Annotated in this window: 13 protein-coding genes and 1 riboswitch; of the genes, 5 read left to right on the top strand and 8 right to left on the bottom strand. The window is 52.1% G+C overall.

All coding sequences use genetic code 11. From position 1 onward, the window contains the following. Window positions 1-39: 39 nt before the first annotated feature. Window positions 40-1,716: an MFS transporter gene (locus AC3WT9_RS25780; RefSeq protein ID WP_341377404.1), complete on the bottom strand. Its 1,677-nt coding sequence runs from the start codon at window positions 1,714-1,716 to the stop codon at window positions 40-42. A 152-nt stretch (window positions 1,717-1,868) separates the two neighbouring features. On the opposite strand from AC3WT9_RS25780, the gene AC3WT9_RS25775 reads away from it, so the two are divergent. Then, window positions 1,869-2,486, top strand: a complete 618-nt coding sequence (locus AC3WT9_RS25775) for a TetR/AcrR family transcriptional regulator (RefSeq protein ID WP_341377402.1) — start codon at window positions 1,869-1,871, stop codon at window positions 2,484-2,486. A gap of 121 nt (window positions 2,487-2,607) precedes the next feature. Here AC3WT9_RS25775 and AC3WT9_RS25770 read toward each other — a convergent pair whose 3' ends face one another. Further along, window positions 2,608-3,738, bottom strand: coding sequence for a polysaccharide deacetylase family protein (locus AC3WT9_RS25770; protein ID WP_341380323.1), 1,131 nt, complete (start codon window positions 3,736-3,738; stop codon window positions 2,608-2,610). 505 nt (window positions 3,739-4,243) lie between these two features. Between AC3WT9_RS25770 and qoxA the strand changes: the two genes are divergently transcribed. Genes qoxA through qoxD form a run of 4 tightly spaced genes read left to right on the top strand, consistent with a single transcriptional unit; the run spans window position 4,244 to window position 8,135 of the window. Then, complete coding sequence (gene qoxA / locus AC3WT9_RS25765) at window positions 4,244-5,260, top strand: cytochrome aa3 quinol oxidase subunit II (protein WP_341377401.1); 1,017 nt, start codon at window positions 4,244-4,246, stop codon at window positions 5,258-5,260. A gap of 43 nt (window positions 5,261-5,303) precedes the next feature. Further along, window positions 5,304-7,247 carry a cytochrome aa3 quinol oxidase subunit I gene (qoxB, locus tag AC3WT9_RS25760; RefSeq protein ID WP_038586390.1) on the top strand — a complete coding sequence of 648 codons (1,944 nt, stop codon included), beginning with the start codon at window positions 5,304-5,306 and terminating at the stop codon, window positions 7,245-7,247. Next, window positions 7,244-7,840 (top strand): cytochrome aa3 quinol oxidase subunit III, encoded by a 597-nt coding sequence (qoxC, locus tag AC3WT9_RS25755; protein WP_341090006.1) that lies wholly within the window; start codon window positions 7,244-7,246, stop codon window positions 7,838-7,840. Before qoxB ends, qoxC begins: the two co-directional genes overlap by 4 nt. A gap of 1 nt (window position 7,841) precedes the next feature. Then, window positions 7,842-8,135 carry a cytochrome aa3 quinol oxidase subunit IV gene (gene qoxD, locus AC3WT9_RS25750; RefSeq protein ID WP_081965692.1) on the top strand — a complete coding sequence of 98 codons (294 nt, stop codon included), beginning with the start codon at window positions 7,842-7,844 and terminating at the stop codon, window positions 8,133-8,135. Window positions 8,136-8,382: 247 nt separating this feature from the next. On the opposite strand, the gene AC3WT9_RS25745 is transcribed toward qoxD, so the two are convergent. From AC3WT9_RS25745 to AC3WT9_RS25720, 6 genes are all read right to left on the bottom strand, one after another. After that, on the bottom strand, window positions 8,383-10,092 hold the full coding sequence (locus AC3WT9_RS25745) for a methyl-accepting chemotaxis protein (RefSeq protein ID WP_341090005.1): 1,710 nt from the start codon (window positions 10,090-10,092) through the stop codon (window positions 8,383-8,385). Window positions 10,093-10,289: 197 nt separating this feature from the next. Continuing rightward, window positions 10,290-10,976, bottom strand: coding sequence for an ECF transporter S component (locus AC3WT9_RS25740; RefSeq protein ID WP_341090004.1), 687 nt, complete (start codon window positions 10,974-10,976; stop codon window positions 10,290-10,292). Further along, window positions 10,949-12,694 carry an ABC transporter ATP-binding protein gene (locus tag AC3WT9_RS25735; RefSeq protein WP_341090003.1) on the bottom strand — a complete coding sequence of 582 codons (1,746 nt, stop codon included), beginning with the start codon at window positions 12,692-12,694 and terminating at the stop codon, window positions 10,949-10,951. Before AC3WT9_RS25735 ends, AC3WT9_RS25740 begins: the two co-directional genes overlap by 28 nt. After that, a complete protein-coding gene (locus AC3WT9_RS25730; protein WP_341090001.1) occupies window positions 12,610-13,554 on the bottom strand; it encodes an energy-coupling factor transporter transmembrane component T in 945 nt (314 codons plus the stop codon). The genes AC3WT9_RS25735 and AC3WT9_RS25730 overlap by 85 nt, the downstream gene beginning before the upstream one ends. Continuing rightward, window positions 13,551-14,468 (bottom strand): DUF4430 domain-containing protein, encoded by a 918-nt coding sequence (locus AC3WT9_RS25725; protein WP_341377400.1) that lies wholly within the window; start codon window positions 14,466-14,468, stop codon window positions 13,551-13,553. The genes AC3WT9_RS25730 and AC3WT9_RS25725 overlap by 4 nt, the downstream gene beginning before the upstream one ends. Window positions 14,469-14,616: 148 nt before the next feature. Further along, window positions 14,617-19,863: an S-layer homology domain-containing protein gene (locus AC3WT9_RS25720; protein WP_341377398.1), complete on the bottom strand. Its 5,247-nt coding sequence runs from the start codon at window positions 19,861-19,863 to the stop codon at window positions 14,617-14,619. Between the two features lie 262 nt (window positions 19,864-20,125). After that, window positions 20,126-20,326: riboswitch (cobalamin riboswitch) on the bottom strand. Between the last annotated feature and the right edge of the window lie 291 nt (window positions 20,327-20,617).

Raw genomic sequence — 20,617 nt, 5'->3', positions numbered from 1 at the left:
GGTCTTTCTTCTATATATGCACGATATATACGGAGAACTCTATTGCTGCGGCAATGCAAGTTCCCCAGGAACCCCGGCCCCCTTCCGTTTCCGGCGTTTGTCGCTGAACAGTGCGAATACAGCACCCGGAAGCATAATAAGGCTGGCTAAAACGTAAGTTCTGCTGTATGCCTGTTCAGCTGCATGTTTCATGTCTTCTCCTGCACGCGTTAGGACGAGCTCCATCTCCCGGGTTTGCCGGCTCCGGTCGGCGGCAAATGCCTGCTGATCCGAAGGGGCAAGCCGGGCAGCAGCAAGCTCCACCTCCTTCAATACCTTCCCGGAGGTTTCAGCCGGCGAGCTTTCCACATCGGCCAATGAACCCGCCGCATCCGCAATCACTGTTTTGAGAAAGGGCTGGAGCACAGCATCCTTCTCCACTGCTTTCACCGCGCGGACGGAAGCCGCATGCAGCCCGTCGCTGGTATTTTGCTGCAGCACAGTAACGATAATAGCAACCCCGATCACACCCCCCAGTGACTTTGCCATATTCGTAATCCCCGATGAGATTCCCACCTTCTCCTCTGGCACGTTGCGCACGGCTGAAGACATCACTGGTGCCATGGTGAAGCCGGTGCCGATACCGGCCACAACCAGACGGATCAATACTTCCGGAAGCGTTGAGTCTGCATGCAGGCCGCTTAATGAATACATCGCTCCGGCCATCATAATCATTCCAACGGCCCCAAACAGCTGGCTGCCGTATTTATTGGACAACGGCCCGGAAAGGGCTGAGCTGACGATCGAGCCCACCGCGATCATGGAAAGTACAAGCCCGGCCCGCAGTTCGGTCATCCCCATCATCCGGGTCAGGAAGAAAGAGGTCAGCAGAGAGATATTCATCAGCCCCGCACCAACAAACAGCATAGTTAACGTTGCACCGTTAAACGGGGGAATTTTCAGCAGCGACAACGGGAGCATCGGCTCCTTCCCTTTCCACTGTGTGAGGAAAAAGAAGACGAGAAACAGAACCCCTGCAGCCAGCAGTAGCAGCGTCATCCGGGAGTTCCAGCCATAATCCTGAACTTTAATCAGCGCATAGGTAATAAAAAACATCGCCCCGGTTATTCCCAATGTTCCGCCATAATCAATGGATCGGCCTGCAGTGTCATCTCTGGATTCCTGTATAAACAGACAAGTAAGCACCACGCTCAGCACCCCCAGCGGCACATTGACAAAAAAGATCCATTGCCAGTTCAGATTTTGCGTAATAATCCCGCCAAGTGCCGGCCCGCTCGCAGCCGCAACGCCTGAAACGGCCCCCCATATGCCGATGATCAAGCCGTGCATCTCCTTTGGAAAGGTTGTGGTTGTCAGCGGAATAGTAACTGGAACAATGATGGCCCCCGCAAGTCCCTGAAGGACTCTTAATCCAATGAGCATCCCAAGTGATGTTGCAAAGCCCGCGAGCAGCGAGGTCGCAGTAAACAGCACCACACCGATGATAAATATTTTCTTCCGTCCGAATTGGTCGGCCAGTCTTGAAGCCGTGAGAATGAATACGGCAAACGCCAGATTATAACCATTCATCACCCAAGAAATTTGCGATACGCTGCCGCCAAATTGTCTCGTCATTTCAGGCAAGGCAATATTAATAATCGTCGTATCCAGCAGCGCCATGAAGAAACCCAGAACAATTGCCGTAAATGAAAAAGCCCTACGCATTCTGATGCTCAATTTCATCTCTCCTTATATGTGAACTTCAGTTCATGTTTGAATTATATGAACTATAGTTCATGTTTGTCAATAACAAATTTGAACTTTGGTTCAACTTTTATTGACAGTGAAATTCTGCTCCTCTACAATCTGTATAAGGGGGGGCTTTAACCATGAGTGAAATGGAAGACAAGACAAGAACACCGCGGCAGGACCGCAGCATCAAGACCAAGGAAGCCATCATTCAAGCCGCCATGAGGCTTTTCTCGGAGAAGGGCTACCATCAGACCAATACGAAGCAGATTGCTGCGGCAGCGGGCGTATCCACCGGCAGCTTCTATTCCTATTTCATAGATAAAAGGGCCGTATTTATTGATGTGCTCAAGGACTATAACGAAACCTTGCAGGCTCGGATTGATGCCTATATGTCAGAGATCAACTTCCATAATCCAGATAAACACGCGCTGCTCACCCATTTGGTAGACAGCCTACTGCTCTCTCACGAGGTTTACATCGGATTCAATAAGGAGCTCTCCATTATGTATCTTAGCGATGACGATATTACGCAACTGATGGATGCCCAGTATGAGGTCGGCCGCGTCAGAACACTTCAATATCTTCAAATTGGCAAGGATGAGCTTAAAATTAACGATCTGGAAGCTGCTGCAATCCTCGTGTTTGAATCGATCAACGCCATTGTGGACGTGATTGCATTTTCGCCGCACCGTATTTCGATCGAAAGGCTGAAATCGGAGCTTGTCAATATGCTCGTAGGGTATTTGTACAAATGACGGGGCTATGCTGTCGGTACGGACAACCAACTCGCAGCACAAAAAAAGCGGCTTAAGCAGAAAACAATCTGCTTAAGCCGCTTATTACACTCTTTCTACCTCTTGCCGTAAACGCGGACGATCAGCGCTTATCCTTCCAGAAATTCAGCGGCTCCATATCCTTCGTAATAATCTCAAAGGTATAGCCTTCCTTCTTCAGTGTTTCGAGTACGTCCGGCAGCACTTTCAGTGTAGCTTTCTGATCATGCATCAGGATAACAGGATTGCTGTTGGACTTTTGCAGTTTATGGACCTGTTCCATAACCGTATTATAGATCCTGGCGCTGTTCTCCTTGTATCTCCAGTCGTTTGAGTCCACATTCCAATCCCATAGATGGAACCCTTGGCTAAGCACTCTGTCCCTGTAGGATTTGGTGAAATAAGGTTTGCTTCCGTATGGCGGACGGATCAGCGTTGTGCTGGAGCCGGTGATCTTCTTCAGCACCGCATTATCAGCTGACATTTCGGCAAGTGCTGCACCCGGAGAAGCATAAAACTTCTCTTTGCGGTGAGTCATACCGTGGAGTGCGAGTCCGTGGCTTTCCTCTTCAATTCGTTTTACTGCCGATGGATACCGGTTCATATTGGGTCCAAGCATAAAAAAGGTCGCCTTTACCTCATTTTTACCCAGAATATCCAGCAGTTGCGAAGTCGTTGCCGATGGTCCGTCGTCAAAGGTAAGATACACTATCCTTCCTTGCTTGCCCGGGGTTGTCTCCGGAGCCGGCTTTGCGCTGACAATCGGCTTTAATTCGCTCTTGAATTGGCTTACGAACGCGACATCATCCAAAGCTGCCGATGTATCCCGCACTCTTAGTAAATATTTATCCGGCTCAAAGGTTATCATATACCCAAGATAAGTACTTATCCGCAACGGAACCATCAGCGATCCATTCTGCACAAAGCTACTTATTTGAACAATAGTATCATTCTGGAGTTTGGCACCTCCGTCATCTTTGAGCAGTAAAAGGGATTTGCCGCCTCCGGCGATCTGAACCCCGTCCTGAAGCATGGAAATGTTCCACTTCAGCTTCTGCGCCAAAGCGCGTACTGGAACATAATAGTTACCTTTTACAGAAACAGCTTCTATTTCCGTCAGTGTGTCGTTCACACCAAGACGTAATGAGGGATTCGTTCCGGCTGCGATTGCCGTATTCTGTAGAATACCAAAACATAAGAATAAAGACATGAATAACAGCATTGTTTTTTTCATTCGCACAAGCAGTAATCTCCTATCTATGTATATTTATCTATACTTTATCACACATAGATAGATTTGAATTTGAGAGATTGTAACCGCCCAAAGAATATCTTGTTACTTTTTCACAGTGACAAAAGACATATTCTTAATATTTATCAAAAAATCGCAACAATCGTCGAAACCTGTCGCGGCCGCAAAAAGCGGTTAAAATCAGAGTTTATTACACAAATTAATTGTGACGAAATTAGTAACATTTGTGAAAAAGTGAACAAAATTTGAACAACCTTAAAATTACCTTAAACCGCACCACTACAGTGATCTTTGTCATACCTTACGACATTTGTAACAATTCGATCACACATATTTAACTTGTTCGCCATTATTAAGGTCTTATGTGGCTTTATTGTTAAAATATGTATTTTGCATTATGGGTAAGTAGTTCTTACTATAGATACAGGTTAATCTTTATTGGCTAATGAACGGCAATGAAAAGAAGTTTTGAAGGAAGGAGTTCTATATGAAAAAAAAGGGTCCGTTATACGCTTTGTTCCTCAGCCTAATCCTTCTTCTGCCGGGATGCAGTTCGCTCACCGTTCTGAATCCGAAGGGTCCGGCCGCACGCACTTTATCTGACACCATCATCCTGTCCATTCTGGTGATGATCGGGGTCCTGGCAGTTGTCTACATCTTATATATATTCGTACTGGTGAAATACCGGGCGAAAAAAAGCAACGAAGGTTACATTCCAGAACATGAGGAGGGCAACAAGGTTCTCGAAGCCATCTGGATTATTATCCCGATTATCATCGTAACCTTTTTGTCAGTGGTGACTGTAAAATCAACCCATGCGGTTGAAAATGTTGCAGAGGAATACAAGGACCAGAAACCATTGGTTATTTACGCCTCTTCTTCCAACTGGAAATGGCATTTCAGCTATCCTGAGGAGGGAATTGAAACCGTAAACTACGTCAATTTCCCGATTCACCGTGCAGTAGAGTTCAGACTGTACTCTTTCGGTACCATCACCAGCTTCTGGATTCCACAGCTTGCCGGACAGAAGTATGCGATGAGCGACATGCTTACAGAACTTAATCTCTCCGCTGACACTGCAGGTTCATTTATCGGCAAGAACTCGAACTTCAGCGGTAAAGGCTTCGCCCACATGGAATTCGAGGCGCTTGTGATGAGCGACAAAGAATATGCCGAATGGGTCAAAGAGGTTAAGGATACCGCGCCTAAGCTTTTAGAGGATGAATTCAAAGGCCTGCTGGCTGCCGAACATCTTGGACGCAAAACCTATTCCTCCACCCACTTGGAGTTCAGCCCGCCGCCGGGAGACCATAGCGAGCATATGAGCGGGGATGGTACGGAAATGGATATGGATAACGGAAATATGGATCATCAGGATAACAAGGACATCCACCCTTCCCCTGAACCGTCCAGCCAGACCGAATTTGACAGCGAGCCCAACCCAGAGGTGAATGAGCCGCTTCCAAGCTCACCTGTAGAAGAACACACACACGAGGGCCACTAACTCGTTCACAGTTTAATGTAACAACCTGAAAGGAGCTACCCTAATGGATTTAGACAAATTTAAGGTTCACGGCGAACCCCTGATATACGGAGCAATGATCAGTATCGCTCTTGCGACCATCGGGATTCTCGTTGGGCTTACCTATTTCAAGAAATGGGGATACCTCTGGCGCGAATGGCTTACAACTGTAGACCATAAGAAGATCGGGGTTATGTATATCCTGGCCGCACTGCTTATGCTGTTCCGCGGTGGCGTTGACGCCATGATGATGCGTCTGCAAACGGCAGCGCCGGAAATGAAATTCCTCGATGCCCAGCACTATAACGAGGTCTTTACCACCCATGGTCTGATCATGATTCTGTTCATGGCCATGCCGTTTATCATCGGTTTAATGAACGTAATTATCCCACTGCAGATCGGCGCGCGAGATGTGGCCTTCCCGCGGCTGAACGCGGTCAGCTTCTGGCTCTTCTTCATGGGAGCTATGCTGCTTAACATTTCGTTCGTAATCGGCGGCTCGCCGGATGCCGGATGGTCGGCTTACTTCCCGCTGGCGAGTCTGGAATTCAGCCCTACGGTCGGTAATAACTATTACTCTCTGGCGCTGCAGATTTCCGGTATCGGGACACTGATCACAGGCGTTAACTTCATCGTGACGATTCTTAAAATGCGTGCACCAGGCATGACACTGATGAAGATGCCAATGTTCACCTGGTCCGTACTGATTACAAACATTATTATCGTATTTGCCTTCCCTGTGCTGACTGTGGCACTTGCCCTGATGATGTTCGACCGGCTGTTTGGTTCTCAATTCTTCACGATGGCCAACGGCGGGATGGATATGCTCTGGGCCAACCTGTTCTGGGTGTGGGGACATCCGGAGGTATATATCGTTATTTTGCCGGCATTCGGTATTTACAGCGAAATTATTGCCACCTTCTCCAAAAAGAATCTGTACGGCTACACTTCCATGGTTGTCAGTATGCTGCTCATCTCCCTGCTGTCCTTCCTGGTATGGGCTCACCATTTCTATACCATGGGCCAAGGGGTTATGGTCAACAGCTTCTTCTCCATAACTACTATGGCGATAGCTGTGCCTACCGGGGTTAAAATATTCAACTGGCTGTTCACCCTCCGAAAAGGGCGAATAACCTTTACGACCCCGATGCTGTACACATTGGCTTTTATCCCGATCTTCACTATCGGCGGGGTTACCGGCGTTATGCTGGCGATGGCCAGTGCCGATTACCAGTATCATAATACGATGTTCCTGGTTGCGCATTTCCACTACGTGCTGATTCCGGGCGCCGTGTTCGCCGTTATCGCCGGGTTCCATTACTGGTTCCCTAAAGTATTCGGCTTCCGCCTGAATGAACGTCTGGGCAAGCATGCCTTCTGGTGGATTATTATATCCTTCAATGTCACCTTCTTCCCACTGTTCTTCCTGGGACTAATGGGTATGACCCGTCGGATGTACACCTACTCAGAAGAGACCGGCTTTGGTCCGCTGAATATGCTCTCCTTCGCCGGTGCTGTCGGCCTGGCGATCGGATTTGTTATTCTGGTCTACAACATCTACTGGAGCACACGCTACATGCCAAGAGACACAACAAGCGATCCATGGGATGGCCGTACACTGGAATGGGCTACACCAAGTCCGATTCCTGCTTATAACTTTGCAATTGTGCCAAAAGTTCAGACGCGTGATGCCTTCTGGTCCGCGAAGCAGGATAATATTCCGCTCTTCGAAGATAAAATTACTAAAATCCATTTACCAAACAATACCGGGAAGCCATTTATCCTGGGTGTCATCTTCTTCTTCCTGGGCTTCTTCCTAGTATTCAGCATGTGGATTCCTGCCATCGTGGCCGGAATAGGCATCATCATCATGCTGGCTGCCATGTCTTTTGACCGGGATCACGGCTTCTACGTTTCAGCTGAAGAAGTTATTGCTACTGAAAAGAAACTGCGGGGTGAGACTGTATGAAAATAGATGCGTCCAAGCCGCTGGAATATTCAACAGAGGAGAACAGCAACAAGATTTTCGGTTTCTGGGTATTTCTCGGAGCTGAAATTCCGCTCTTCGCCACTTTATTCACCGTTTATTTAGTAATGGTCAACCGTTTCGCCAGCGGACCAAGCGGAAGCGAGCTGTTTGAAATCGGCCCGGTGCTGATTGAAACCTTCCTGCTCCTGTCGAGTTCGTTCACGATCGGGCTTGCGATCCATGCTATGCGTCACGGCTACAAGAAGGCCATGATGGTCTTTATGGCAATCACCCTGCTGATGGGCCTCGGCTTTATCGGCATTGAAATTGATGAATTCTTCACCTATGTTCATGAAGGGGCTACACTGCAAACCAGTGGATTCCTATCCAGTCTCTTCGTATTGCTCGGCACGCACGGTGCGCACGTCAGCTTCGGCTTTCTGTGGGGCGCAGCGATTATGATCCAGATCTGGCGTCAGGGCATTAATCCGGCTACCGCCAATAAAGCCTTTATCTTCTCGCTGTTCTGGCATTTCCTGGACGTTGTCTGGATCTTTATCTTCAGCTTCGTCTACCTGAAAGGACTGATGTGACATGATGAAGCAACTGTTCCCAATTCGCCATGTGATGGGTTATCTGGCCTCTCTGGTCCTTTCTGCCGCTGCGCTGGTTGTCATCTATGGTGATCTGTCCGATGGGGCAAATATGGCGGTTCTGCTGATTACAGCCCTTATCCAGGCTTCTCTGCAGCTCTTCGTATTCATGCACATCGGGGAATCCGCGGATACCAAGAAAGAGCTTTATATCAATATCGCTTACGCTTTGTTCGTTGGATTGGTTACCATCTTCGGAACCCTGTTCATCTTCGTATGGGGCTGGTACGCTTAAGAACTAGATAAGCTGGACAACATATTTCAGGTCCACTCCGGTCATCCGATCCGGGGCGGACCTTTTTTTTGTTTTGCAGGATGTTCAAAACATTAATCGCAATCTCAGATGTCTTTCAGTTAGCGCTGGTGAGTGGCTCCGGCGAAGAAATGAACATACCGCCATATATAAAAAGAAGAGACCACCGGAATGAAAGTTCCGGTGGCCTCTCCTTATGTAGCCTATATCTGCTGCTGCAGCTCTGTATTTAGAGTTTGAACTTGGCCAGTTCCTTCTGCAGGTCTTCGGCAAGTGTGGCAAGATACTGGGCAGAAAGCGACATTTCCCCCATCGCAGACAATTGTTCCTCACTGGCAGCGCTTGTATCCTGCACTTCCCCCGCGCCTTTGCGGGAAATCTCATTGGCGTGCTCCATGGCCTGTGATACGGCCTGCGATTCCTGTGAGACATGCCCGACAGCCTCTCTGATACCCTCCGTCTGCCGGACGGCATCATTAATTGAATGCTGTATTTCCTCAAACGCCTGCGAGACCACTTCACTCTGCGCAAGACCTTGTGATACCAGTTGTGTTCCCAGTGCCATTGAATCTACCGCACTGGCGGTTTGCTGCTGAATGTCAGTTATAATTCCGGTAATCTGCAGCGAGCTGCTTCCTGTAGCCTCCGCCAGCTTGCGGATCTCTCCGGCAACAACAGCGAAGCCCCGGCCATGTTCCCCGGCTCTGGCCGCTTCGATTGACGCATTCAGCGAAAGCAGATTCGTCTGGGTGGCGACTGCATTAATGGTTGTGATAATTGTACTGATCTCCCCGGACAGATTGCCCAGATTGCTGACTATTCTCTGACTCGATGCAACACTAGAGTCAATTTCTTTCATTTGCGCAAGGATTCGCTCAACAGCTTCTGCGCCGCGGTCTGTCGAGACAGCAGCCCCGGCCATCAGTTCAGCCATCTCATTGCCGCTGCGCTCGACGGCAGCAATATCCTCCGTCATGTTCTGCACGGATGCTGTCGTGCGGCTGATGTTCTCAACCTGGACATCAAAACCCACGGCTATTTCATTCGAGGTTTCGGCGATCATCTGCGAAGCGCGTGCGGTCTGTTCTGCACTGGCACTCATTTCCTCCGACGAGGCCGACAGCATCTCCGCACTTTCCGAGACCCCTTGCATCATCACCTTCAGACTATTCAGCATCGAATTGAAGGAACGGTTGATCTGGCCGATTTCATCCTTGGCTGTATAGGATGCAGCTACGGTCAAATCGCCCTCTTCTGCCCGCTTCATCAATCCCTGCAATTCTTTGAGCGGCTTCGTAATCAGCCGGGTGATTATAATACTGATCAGAATACAGAGAATCAAGGCGGCAGTAATCAGAATCGTGCTCATGGTTGATGAGGTCTTGGCGTCGGCTAAAGCAAGCTCATTATGCTTAGTCGCATCCTCAACCAGCAACCGGGATGTATCATCAAGCAGACCGACCATCAGTTTCCTGGACTCGCTAAAGGACACACCCGAGAAGATTTGATAGCCTTCAGTATTAAGATTCTGGTTGGCAAGCTGAATGATATTATCGCGCTGTGTCCGGTAATCCGGCAGCAACGACAGGTACTCATTGATTTTATTGCCGATTTCAGCATCCTGGAAGGCAATTAATTTCAATTGCTCCAACAGCTCATTATTCTTGGAAATGTTTTGTTGAATCCCCTCGGTCAGCTCTTTGCTCTTGACGGTTTCCTTGGTAAGTAAAGCTTCCAGCAAAAAAGATTCAATCGCCCGGTTGTTGGCCCGCAGCTCAGTAACCAGGTAAATTGGCTGCAAATTCCCGCTATAGGTCTCTTGGGATCGCTTGGCCATTTTTTGGGTGAAGCTGATACCAATCGTACCCAGACCAATCAGCATAGCAACGACAATTGCCACGAATAGCGCCATTTTATATTTCACTTTCAGATGTCTCATGTCCCATTCCCGCCTTTTTGTATCTTGCTGTTATCTTATTCATCGGCGAAAAAGGTCGAAATAATGATGATTTAACACGAAAAATGTCGAAAAAAACAGAAAAATATTCTAATTTGAGAACACTCGGACTGCTTAATGTCTAAAATAACATTCCAATGTAGTTTCACACAGCAGAATCCATGATATCAGCGGCCTAATCATTCCTGCAGCAGCCCGTATTTCCTGCGGAACCGCTCCAGCACCCTGGTCCAGCCACCGGCCAGAATTGCCAGGAAAAATACATTGGACAGGGCATGGGCCAGATCGAAGTAAAAGCTCGAGACGTATGCGGATAACACAAGCGCCCAGCTAAACGCATCCGGCAGGCTGATAATGTACCAGATATTCATAATCCAGCCGAACAGAAACCCCCAGATGAAGCCGAAGAGAAGCAAGCCTCCTCGTTTCTTCATCCACCAGGTACTCCTCAGCCAGCCCGCCGTCAGGCCCGCCATCCCCCAGGCAAACATCTGCCAGGGCGTCCATGGACCTTGCCCGAAATAAATATTGGATACAAGCGCGGCTACCGCCCCGATGATAAAGCCAGCCTCAGCCCCAAAGACATAAGCGGATAAAATGACAATAGCAGACACTGGCTTCACACTCGGCAACGCGGCAAAAGGAACCCGGCTGACTGCAGCGATTGCTGACAGCACGGCCAGCAGCACCAGCTCCCGCGATTCCAGCGGACGCCGCTCCAGCCGGATAAACAGCGGCAGCAATGCCGCTGCAAGCAGCACGAGGCTGAGCAGCATATAATGACGGTCCTTCAGCGCTGACGTAAATGCCAGACCGGCCAGAAATACACCTAAAGCAATTAACAGCGGAAGCCGGAATCTCGCCATGTTCTGATCACATCCTCAAGAGTCAATGCTTGCGGCAGCAAATCCCGCACCATGCGGTTTACCACCGTTGTATAGAAATAGTTGCTGCTGAAAAACTCCGCCGGAGCTCCCTCTGCGGTAATGCTTCCGTCAAACAGCATCGCGCAGCGGGTCGCGTATTTTGCAGCGAACTCCACATCATGCGTCACGATAATAATGCTTATGCCTTGCTCCAACAGCTGCCATAGCAAAGCTGCCAGTCTTTCCTTCGCCCCGGGGTCCAGCCCCTTGGTCGGCTCATCCAGCAGCAGAACGCCTGGCTTCAGCAGCATTACCATAGCCAGCGCCAGCTTCTGCTGCTGGCCGCCGCTGATATCATGCGGATGGCTGTCCAGCACTTGATGAAGCTGAAATACATCCAGCAGGGCTTCTATCTCCCGTTTCTCCTCCTCAGGAGACATGCCTGCATACCGGGCCATATGCCGCAGTTCTTCCGCTACCGTGTCATAGCTGAAATAGAGCAGCGGGTTCTGGGCCAGAAGTCCGGACTTCAGCCCTTTGGCACACTCGACCTTGCCGCGCTGCGGCTTCGCCAGCCCGCCCAGAACATGCAGCAGGGTCGATTTCCCCGCACCATTCCCGCCCATGATAGCCAGCAGCTCTCCCCGGTGCAGGGACAACGTCAGCTTACGCAGCACCTCCGGGCCGTCCTTCTCATAACGGAAGGTGACTTCCCGGCAGCTGAGCAGGGGTACTGCGGCATTGGCTTCGCCTGTGAAGCGTGAAGCTGCACAGGCTTGTGATGCTGCGGCACGGCCTGCTTCCACGGCTGGATGGGCGCCCGCAGCGGGGGGTGAGCCGCTGGTAGCCGTAGCTCCAGCAGGCGCTGCTGCTGCATGTGAATGCAACCAGCGTTTGCCCTCACGCACCGTCAGCGGAATGGATTCCAGCGGAACGGATGAGGCCTCCGGTGACAGGGCGAGGAATAACCGCGACGCTGTCGGCAGGTAGGCCTGATGACTTACGTCCAGGCCCTTCCCGGCTCCCCGCACGAATCCGCGGGGAGTGTCCTGGGCCTGGAGAACGCCATCCTCCAGCATCAGCACCCGGTCGGCCAGCGGCAGCACCTCCTCCAGCCTGTGCTCGCTGATGATGACCGTCATCGACAGCTCCTCATTCAGCCGCTGCAAGGTCTGGATAAACTCGCGGGCAGCGACAGGATCAAGCTGTGAGGTCGGTTCGTCCAGCAGCAGCAGCTTGGGCTGAAGGAGCAGCACGGAGGCCAGATTCAGCAGCTGCTTTTGTCCACCTGAGAGCTCATGCACTGATTTGTACAGCAGCGGCTCCAGCCCGAACAGCCCGGCGATTTCCGCCAGCCTGCTGCGCATGACCGATGGCGGGTAGCCCATATTTTCCATCGCAAAAGCCAGCTCATGCCACACGGTATCCATCACAATCTGCGCATCCGGATTCTGGAATACAATCCCGATATCCCCGGCTGCTGTCTCCGCAGGCAATTCCGCCAGCGGCTTCCCTCGGTAGCTGATGGACCCGCTGTGTAATCCCACCGGAGCAAGCTCCCGTTTCAGATGACGCAGAAGTGTTGTTTTACCGCAGCCCGAAGGGCCGAGAAGCACAACGAACTCGCCCTCCTCTATCTTAAATGAGAGCTCATGGAGCGTGTCTCTCTCTGCATCGGGATACCGGAAGGAAAATCCTTCCGCCGCGATGATCGCCATAACCATTTCTCCTTTCCTTCCAGCCAGAGGGGGATTCCTACGAACAGGCAGAAGCCGGCATACATGACCGCCTCGCCTGAGCCCCAAGCCATAGGTTTCATGCGCGGATATATCTCAAAGATGCCGTACCCCTGCACCCAGCCAAGCACTGGAATTAAGCCGCTGAGCGAGAGCAGAGCCAAGACAGTCTTGTCCTGACGGTCAAGCCTGTAAATCCCGTACACACTGCGTTTGCGGATGCCGTAGCCGCGTGCTTTCATCGAATCAGCCGTCTGCAGCGCCTCCTCCAGCGACCAGGTTAGAAGCACCTTGAGCAGGGTCATGCCGTCCCGCATTCTTTTGCGCAGCTTTCCCTTGCTTACATCAATGCCTCTGATCTGCTGAATCAGGGAGATTTGCCGCAGCCGCCGCTGAAACAATGGCACAAAACGGATCGTCATCAGCGTCAGCAGGGCCGTCTTAGGTGCCGCCCCGGCGAACAGGTACATGAATTTATCCGCCGTTACCGTGTAGTTGTAAGAAATGAACAATATAAAAATCGTCAGCAGCACGGTCATCATCATCAGTCCGTAGAACACCGCTTCCAACGTAATCGGCTGATCCATAAAATAAAACAGGATGTGCGAGCCCCGGTGCGAGAACAAAGGATTAATCACGGCCACCGAGCCGGCCATCAGCAGGTAAAAAGGCAGCCCCCGCAGCAGCTTCCGTCCCTGTCCCTGCAGTAGCAGAAGGCCAAGCAAGCCGGCAATTTCCGTTACCAGAAACAGCGGATGAAACAACAGGGCAGCGAACAGCAGCAGCCCTGCATAGTATAGCAGGGCTACCGAAGGATGCATGGAGCGGAAGCCGCTGTTCATGGCGCCTTGGCTCCCAGATCTTTGCCCAGATCCAGTGTATACAGCCACTCAATTACATCTCCGGGCTGTACGGTATAGCTTCCGGCACCTTTGCCCGGAAACTCCCCGTTCACCTTGTACATCCAGCCGCTCTCTGCGCCATGGTCGAATTCATACAGATTGTCTATTCCCTCCACATAGGCGAAACCCTTGGAGCCCTGGTATTCCATCTGTATTTTGTTCTTGCGGGTAATCCGTTTCAACAGCTCCAGCGCACTTTCGCCCTTCTCAATTTCAAAGGCGGCCGGAGCCAAAATCACGCCGTACTCCTCGTCCCCTGTGATGGAGACGGTAGCTGTGCTCTCCGCAGCGGCGGGCTTCGCAGGCGCTGCCGTTTCGGACGGCGGCTGCGTAACGGCAGCCGCTGGCCGCGCGGTCGCTGCCGGCTTATTCGTGCCGGCAGATGGACGCGCGGTGGCTGCGGGCTTGGCAGAGGACTCTGCCGGGCCCGCACTGGCGCCGCCTGCTGCGCCGGGCGCCGCTGACGCCTTTGCGGTGGCAGCTCCGGCGGAACCGGCTGCCTTGCTATGCGTAGCCGGCGCCTTAGTGCCTGCAGGCACGGGACTCGTCACCGTGCCGGAAGCGGTGTCAGGCGGCGCAGGTGCCGCCGCTCCTTCAAGAGCCGCCGACGCCTCCGCGGAAGGCGAAGCGGCAGCGCCCGCCGGTTCTGACGGCGGGGCCGTGTTTGCTGCGTCTCCGGTTTGCGGAGACGCGGCGTTATCAGGGGCTGAGCTTTGTGTAGCGGTGGTATCTGCTACACTGTTCAGATCAGAACCGGCAGACTGCCGCTCACCGGAAGAACAGCCGGTCAGTAGCACCACCGCCAAGAGAAGAAGCAAGGGATAAAACAACCATCGTTTGGATTGCTTGGACATTAATTTTCACACCTCCGAAAAAAGGGAAAGGAACGGAGGCTGTCCTGCTGCTCCCCCGTTCCGTTCCTATACTCTATGTTTTCTTTTGAAGCTTCAGTCCGATGAGCCTGTTACTCTGCTCAATCGCCTTCTTAAAGATGGATTACACTTAAGGCAATCTTACGGCTACGACCGCCGCCATTTCTCTGGTTACGGCACTTGATGGGTCAAATCCTCCACTGAAGCCGGTCATATAACCGGACTCCGTTACCGCATGGACCGCTGACAGCGCATAGCTGCTGATCCGGCGCTCGTCTGTGAACTTCGCAGTCTGCGCCGTAGCCGCAGAACCGTTCTCCAGCTTGAACGCTCTGGAAATCATCACAGCCATATCCTCGCGGGTAATCCAGCCATTCGGATTAAAGGTTGTATCCGTAACTCCACCTACCCATCCGAGCTCTTTCGCTTTAAGCACAGCTCCATAATACCATGTGCCGGCCTTTACGTCGCTGAATACTGGTGCAGCCGAAGCTGCAGCAGGTGTCTGATCTGTCAGTCTCAGCAGCAGCGCAGCGAATTCGGCACGGGTAATATTCTGCTTCGGTGCAAAAATCAGGCTAGATCCGCTGACTCCTTCCATCAGCTTTTGCTCATAGGCTTTGTGAACGGAGTCCAGCGCCCAGGATGAAATTTTACTCTCATCGGCAAAGGACACACTGCCGGAAGCGGCTGGCGAGATGCTGAACAGCTTCGCCTCTCCGGCCAGGAACAGGTCGTACGCAGCCAGTGCCAGTAATGCCTGTTCGGTAGCCAGGCTGTTCCCGGGCTGGCCAGCCGAATGAGCATAGCCGCCAGTGCTTTGTCTGAATGAAGCCAGGTGGCTGAGAAGTCCGCCCTTAGCTTTAATAAATCTGGAGTCATTAGGACCAACTCCGGCAGCACTCAGGGCAATGATGACCTGTGAGGTGCTCTCACTGTTTTCTGCTCCCGAGAGCTTGAAGCCGCCGCCTTCAAGCTGCTGCTGCGACAGCCAGGCGATCGCTTTATCCGCAGCCGCTTTTACTTCCGCCTGGTCATTATGGGATGAGAGTGCAGTAACTGCCATAGCGGTAATGTCCACATCATCGGTACTGCCAGCTGTCAGCGGGAATCCGCCGTCTTTGCTTTGCAGTTCCAGGATGGACTTGATCAGCCGTTCCTTAGTCCACTGCGCATTCGCAGGTACAGCATAAGAACCGCTGTCCAGCGCAATCAGGGCAAAAATGAGGCCGTTGCTGCCCTGGCTTACCATATGGTCATTGTTATAAATTTGCTCAATCAGATTATACCCGCCAATACTCTGCGGATCACCGCCGGCAGCGGCAACAGCCAGCGCCAAACGTTCATAATCCGTAACCTTGCGGAACTCCCCTTTATTCGCGGCAAGCTGCTCCTTCACTCCGTTCAAATAAGCAGCCGGTACTGTGTGGCCGGAACGGGCGAGTCCAATCGCCTGCCAATCGCTGATCTCTTCGGCTGCCTGGATTGCCTTGGCAGTAGCTGCAATATCGCTCTTCAACTGCTGCGGCTGCGGCTCCCATTTACTGCGGTCCACTACGGCAAAGGACGTGAAGTGACTGACCTTTCCGGTGATCACCCCACTTTGCGCATCCAGCGCAGCGGGAACCGGAATCCAGCGGCCGGTGCTTTCGTCAAGCCATGCCAAAGCCAGATTGGCAGGGTTTACCGCCGTAACCGGAACTGTAATCGAAAGATCCACCGGCTTCACAAATTTCGTACCATCCGGTTTGAAATCATAGAGTCCCGATACCAGCTCAGCGCGTTCTGAAGTAGTCTCGCGTACGCTGATCTTCAAATTGCCGGACACGGAACCGGCTGGCAGCTGCAGCTTCACTTCACCGCCGCTGTCCTGCAAGGTTGCCGCCGCACCCGAAGTGACCTCCTGCTCGAAGACAGCCACGTTTGCCGCCAGCTTTTGCTTAAGGGCAGCCGCTGCTGCCGGGGTCATTTTGGTGCTCAGGTTCGAAACAGCTGTCGTCTGTCCTACTTGATTCAGCGGAAGGGTATTATCCGGGGTGATACCCACATTCACCATACTGCCGCCCGTACCTGCTGCTGCACCTCCAGTGCCGGAGGAACCTCCAGCCGATCCCTTCAGATCATCTCCGCCATTAAGCGTATAACGCCAGGCTACGGCGTCGCCGCTGCTCAGCTTATAACTTCCGGAGCTGTAATCCGGGTAGACACCGTTTACGGAGTACATCCAGCCGCTTTTCTCACCGCGGTCCCTTTCTGCTAAGCCATCAATCGCTTTAATGTATACACTGTCTCCGCTTCCGCCGCCGACAACCTTGCTTCCAAGCTGGCGGATTAGCAAGCTGTATGCGGTCTCTCCCTCGTTCAGCGTCATCTTGGTACCAGCCAGAATGGTTCCCTTAGTAGTGTCTCCAATGACTGTGAGCGTGGCCGATGCCGTCTCAGGCACTTCTACCGAAGCTGTAACAGTCAACGGCTGCGTGTAGCGGGCAATCTTAGGCGTCCCGCCTTCGACATAACCAGTCACGGCCAGCGTGTATGTTTTGGCAGGCAGGCCACCCTCAAAGGTTGCGAGCCCTTGCTCATTAGCAGTGATGGTTTTATCGCCAACAGTGACCTGCACTCCTGCAGCCGGTGAAGTCACCGGATCAGAAGTATACGTGTCATTATTCCAGACCCATTTCTTCTGCGTGACCGTAGCGGTGAATGCCTCACCCTGCTTCGGCTGCGCAGGCGAAATCTGTACCGAATCTACTACCTGCGTATTTTCTCCGGCATAGTAGACAAGCACTTTGTCGGAAGTCTGCAGAATATAATCATTTAAGCCCACATCCGGATAAATCCACGCCCCGCCGCGCGATACGGCAAAAGCCCAGTAACCCTGATTGTTATAGGCTCCGTTCTCGATTCCATTAATGCCCCCTACAAAGATGCCGAAGGAAGATTCCGTAACCTTTAGAGGAATGTTGTTCGCAGCTGCCAGCTGCTGTAGCGCATCAAACGCGTTATATGCTTCCAGCGCGCCTTCAGCTACCGGACCCCGTGGCCCTTCAATGGACAGATAGGAGGTTACATTGCCCGGAGCCACCTTCAGCGAATCCGTATAGCGGGCAATGTTTGGTGTGGCTTCCGCAACATAACCGGTTACAGCCAGCGTGTATATTTTGCCGGACAAGCCTCCTTCAAAAACTGCAACGCCTTGGCTGTCCGTAGTGACTGATTTACCGCCAATGGTTATCTTCACTCCGGCTGCCGGTGAAACAACCGGTTCGGAAGCAAATGTCGTGTTATTCCATACCCACTCCACCCCGGTAACAGTCACTTTAAACGTTTCTCCCGGTTTTGGCTGCGGTGGAGATACTGTAACGGAATTTACTGCCTGCGTGTTGGCACCGGCAAAATAGACAAGCACCTTGTCCTGTGCCTGCAGCTTGAAGTCACCCATGCCTTCGCTTGGGTAGATCCATTTCCCGCCGCGCGACACCAGGAAGTTCCAATAGCCGTCATGGGTTCCGTTCTTAATCCCATTAATGCCCGACACATAGCTGCCGTAGGAGGACTCCGTAATCTCCAGCGGAATATTTCCGGATGCCGTAAGTTTCTTCAATGCCGCCAGCGCGTTGGATGCTTGCAGCGCTCCCTCAGCGACCGGCCCCTCAGGTCCTTCAACCGACAGATGAACTGGTACATTCTTGGAGATTACCTTTACAGCTTGCGAATATTTAGCGATAGTTGGTGCATTGTCCGCAACATAACCGGTTACGGTTAGCGTATAGTCTCCTGCCGGAACACCTTCGGCAAAGACCGCTTTGCCGTCTTCACCGGTTGTTGCCTTCCGGTCTCCGATTGCCACTTCCACACCAGATGCACTTGAGGTTACAGGACTCGAAATATTTGTGGCATTGTCCCATACCCATTTTATCTGGGTAACCGTGACTGAGAAAGGCTCCTCCTCACCCGGCTGCAACGCGGACAGCGTCAGCGAATTCACCAGCTGCGTATCGTTGCCCGCATAATAAACGAGAACCCGGTCTGCTTCCTTAAGTTTAAAATCCTTCATTCCTACATCGGGATCAATCCATGCCCCGTCCCGGGACACAGCATATTTCCAGCCATCCCAGCCGCCGTAGATTCCGGCTTGGATACTGCCGATTCCCGTTACATAGCTGCCCGATTCATTCTTAATCGGAAGGCCCTTCTGGGCGGCCACTTTCTCCAGCACCTCGAGGACATTGCCTGCATATGCCATCCCTTCTCCCAGCGTGTTCTGCGGCCCTTCAATTACAAGGGGCACATACACTAACGGATTCGGAACCGCAGGCTTAGTGAAGTCATACAGCTTGCCGTTTCCGCCCCCGCTGTACAGGGTGTAGGCCACCAGCGCCTGCAGCCCCTGCTCTGTAGCAAAAGCATTTACATTTCCGCCCTGATTATGGGCAAACCCGCCGCCCTCTACACTGAAGCTGAGCAGTCTGCTTATCAGATCTGCTTCACCCTTGGTGAATTCTGCTCCTTCCGGGTCTACCCCGAAGGAGGCAAGGCCGATAATGACCTGTGCCGCGCTTTCGCTGCTGCCTCCAAAGCCACCGTTGCTGTCCTGCGCAGCAGACAGCCAGGCTACTGCTTTTTGCCCGGCAGTTGCAACCGCCGGATCACTCTTATGCGCAGCAAGGGCCGTTAAAGCCATCGCCGTCATATCCGGCTCGCTTGCCCCGGAAGTCAAGGCGAACCCGCCGTCTGCATTTTGCTTGGACAGGATCTCGCTGAGCAGCGCCGCTTTGCTCCATTTGGCATCCGCCCCAATAGTATAATTGCCTGAATCCAGTGCCAGCAGCGCATAGACCGGATTGTTCAGCGTCTGGCCGCTCATTTTGTCGCTGTTATAGATACGCTCAACCAGATTAAAACCCGGCTCAGAGCCGTTTCCGGCAAAATTCGCCGGATCAGCCCCCACGGCTTGTACCGCGAGCACAATCCGTGCATAATCCGTGACTGCGGCAAAGCTGCCGCTGGCTGTCCGCACCTTTTGCTCCAGCAGCCGGACATAACTTTCCGGTACTTTGTAGCCCGCCTGTGCGAGGCCAACCGCCTGCCATTCTGACGTCACGCCGCTGCTGAGCATATACTCGGCAGCCGCATAGGTCGCTCCGGCAACGGTAATCTGCTGCTTCGCTGTTAATGCAGCCGCAGCCGGCTCTGCGCCAGACTCGTCTGCTGCATACACAGCAGCAGTAACACTTTCCGTTCCTCCGGACGCGGTAGCGGAGACCGCCCCGGCAAACACTTGCCCTGAAGGAACAAGCGCTGTTCCCAGAATCGAAATAACCAGCAATAAAGCCAGGCCAAGCATAAAGGACTTGGCAGAGAGAAGAGTCTTCATCGTTAACCTCTTTCCGTGAATAAAATAGTGAAGCAGCGGACAACAAGAAGAAACGGCTATGCTGTCCATTTCAAAAGGACGGGGCCGTTTCTGCGAGAGAGAAGGATAACATACAGCACCGGCTTATACTTCATCCTCGTCCCTCAAAAAAACCGCCCCTGCTAAGGGCGGCCTCGGAAGAATACAAATGAAGCACGGGGGTGCTCAAGCTCCGCCACCACATCCATTTGTAATGTTCCGCATTCTTACCCCACGAAGAATAGAAACGTTCAAGAAAAAGGCAGGTCTCCTGGCTTATGCTTCACAGCTTCCCTCCGCCTTCCCGTCCTTGCTTCACAGGACAGTGGCACCCTTAAGAGTCGCTCCGCATTTACAGTGGCGGGACCGCGCCGGACTTGCACCGGACTTCCCTTTTAAGCAAATTCTACTGGATAGAATCTGCACCCTTTTCACTAGACTATCAAATTTTAATATTCATAATCATATCCACTATTCCCTTGTATGTCTATAGAAAAGCTGTTCCAATGCCGCCCGTTGCCGGCTGAGCCCTTTTCGAAAGCATCAAACACACTCTTCGTTGATCCCAACCTGTCTGCACGCAGTTCATCATTAGTAGCGGAAAAAATGCCCGCTAAGTTTTGGCTACTCCCTCATTAATAAGGATTAGGCGGATTTACACCCGCTATTATTTCGTAAAACGCCACATAAGGCTCAACCGGATAATTTAGCGGTAGTATATCGTCTTATACAACTT

Source organism: Paenibacillus sp. EB106-06-01-XG199 (assembly GCF_058791575.1).
The sequence above is the reverse complement of the archived record's forward strand: the minus strand, read 5'-3'. Positions and strand labels throughout refer to the sequence as shown.

What these genes read in the sequence shown, in the direction of transcription:
- AC3WT9_RS25745 (WP_341090005.1), bottom strand. Translation starts at nt 10,092, where the DNA reads ATGAGACATCTGAAAGTGAAATATAAAATGGCGCTATTCGTGGCAATT.
- AC3WT9_RS25730 (WP_341090001.1), bottom strand. Translation starts at nt 13,554, where the DNA reads ATGAACAGCGGCTTCCGCTCCATGCATCCTTCGGTAGCCCTGCTATAC.
- AC3WT9_RS25775 (WP_341377402.1), top strand. Translation starts at nt 1,869, where the DNA reads ATGAGTGAAATGGAAGACAAGACAAGAACACCGCGGCAGGACCGCAGC.
- AC3WT9_RS25735 (WP_341090003.1), bottom strand. Translation starts at nt 12,694, where the DNA reads ATGGCGATCATCGCGGCGGAAGGATTTTCCTTCCGGTATCCCGATGCA.
- qoxD (WP_081965692.1), top strand. Translation starts at nt 7,842, where the DNA reads ATGATGAAGCAACTGTTCCCAATTCGCCATGTGATGGGTTATCTGGCC.
- AC3WT9_RS25740 (WP_341090004.1), bottom strand. Translation starts at nt 10,976, where the DNA reads ATGGCGAGATTCCGGCTTCCGCTGTTAATTGCTTTAGGTGTATTTCTG.
- qoxA (WP_341377401.1), top strand. Translation starts at nt 4,244, where the DNA reads ATGAAAAAAAAGGGTCCGTTATACGCTTTGTTCCTCAGCCTAATCCTT.
- qoxB (WP_038586390.1), top strand. Translation starts at nt 5,304, where the DNA reads ATGGATTTAGACAAATTTAAGGTTCACGGCGAACCCCTGATATACGGA.
- qoxC (WP_341090006.1), top strand. Translation starts at nt 7,244, where the DNA reads ATGAAAATAGATGCGTCCAAGCCGCTGGAATATTCAACAGAGGAGAAC.
- AC3WT9_RS25720 (WP_341377398.1), bottom strand. Translation starts at nt 19,863, where the DNA reads ATGAAGACTCTTCTCTCTGCCAAGTCCTTTATGCTTGGCCTGGCTTTA.
- AC3WT9_RS25725 (WP_341377400.1), bottom strand. Translation starts at nt 14,468, where the DNA reads ATGTCCAAGCAATCCAAACGATGGTTGTTTTATCCCTTGCTTCTTCTC.
- AC3WT9_RS25770 (WP_341380323.1), bottom strand. Translation starts at nt 3,738, where the DNA reads ATGAAAAAAACAATGCTGTTATTCATGTCTTTATTCTTATGTTTTGGT.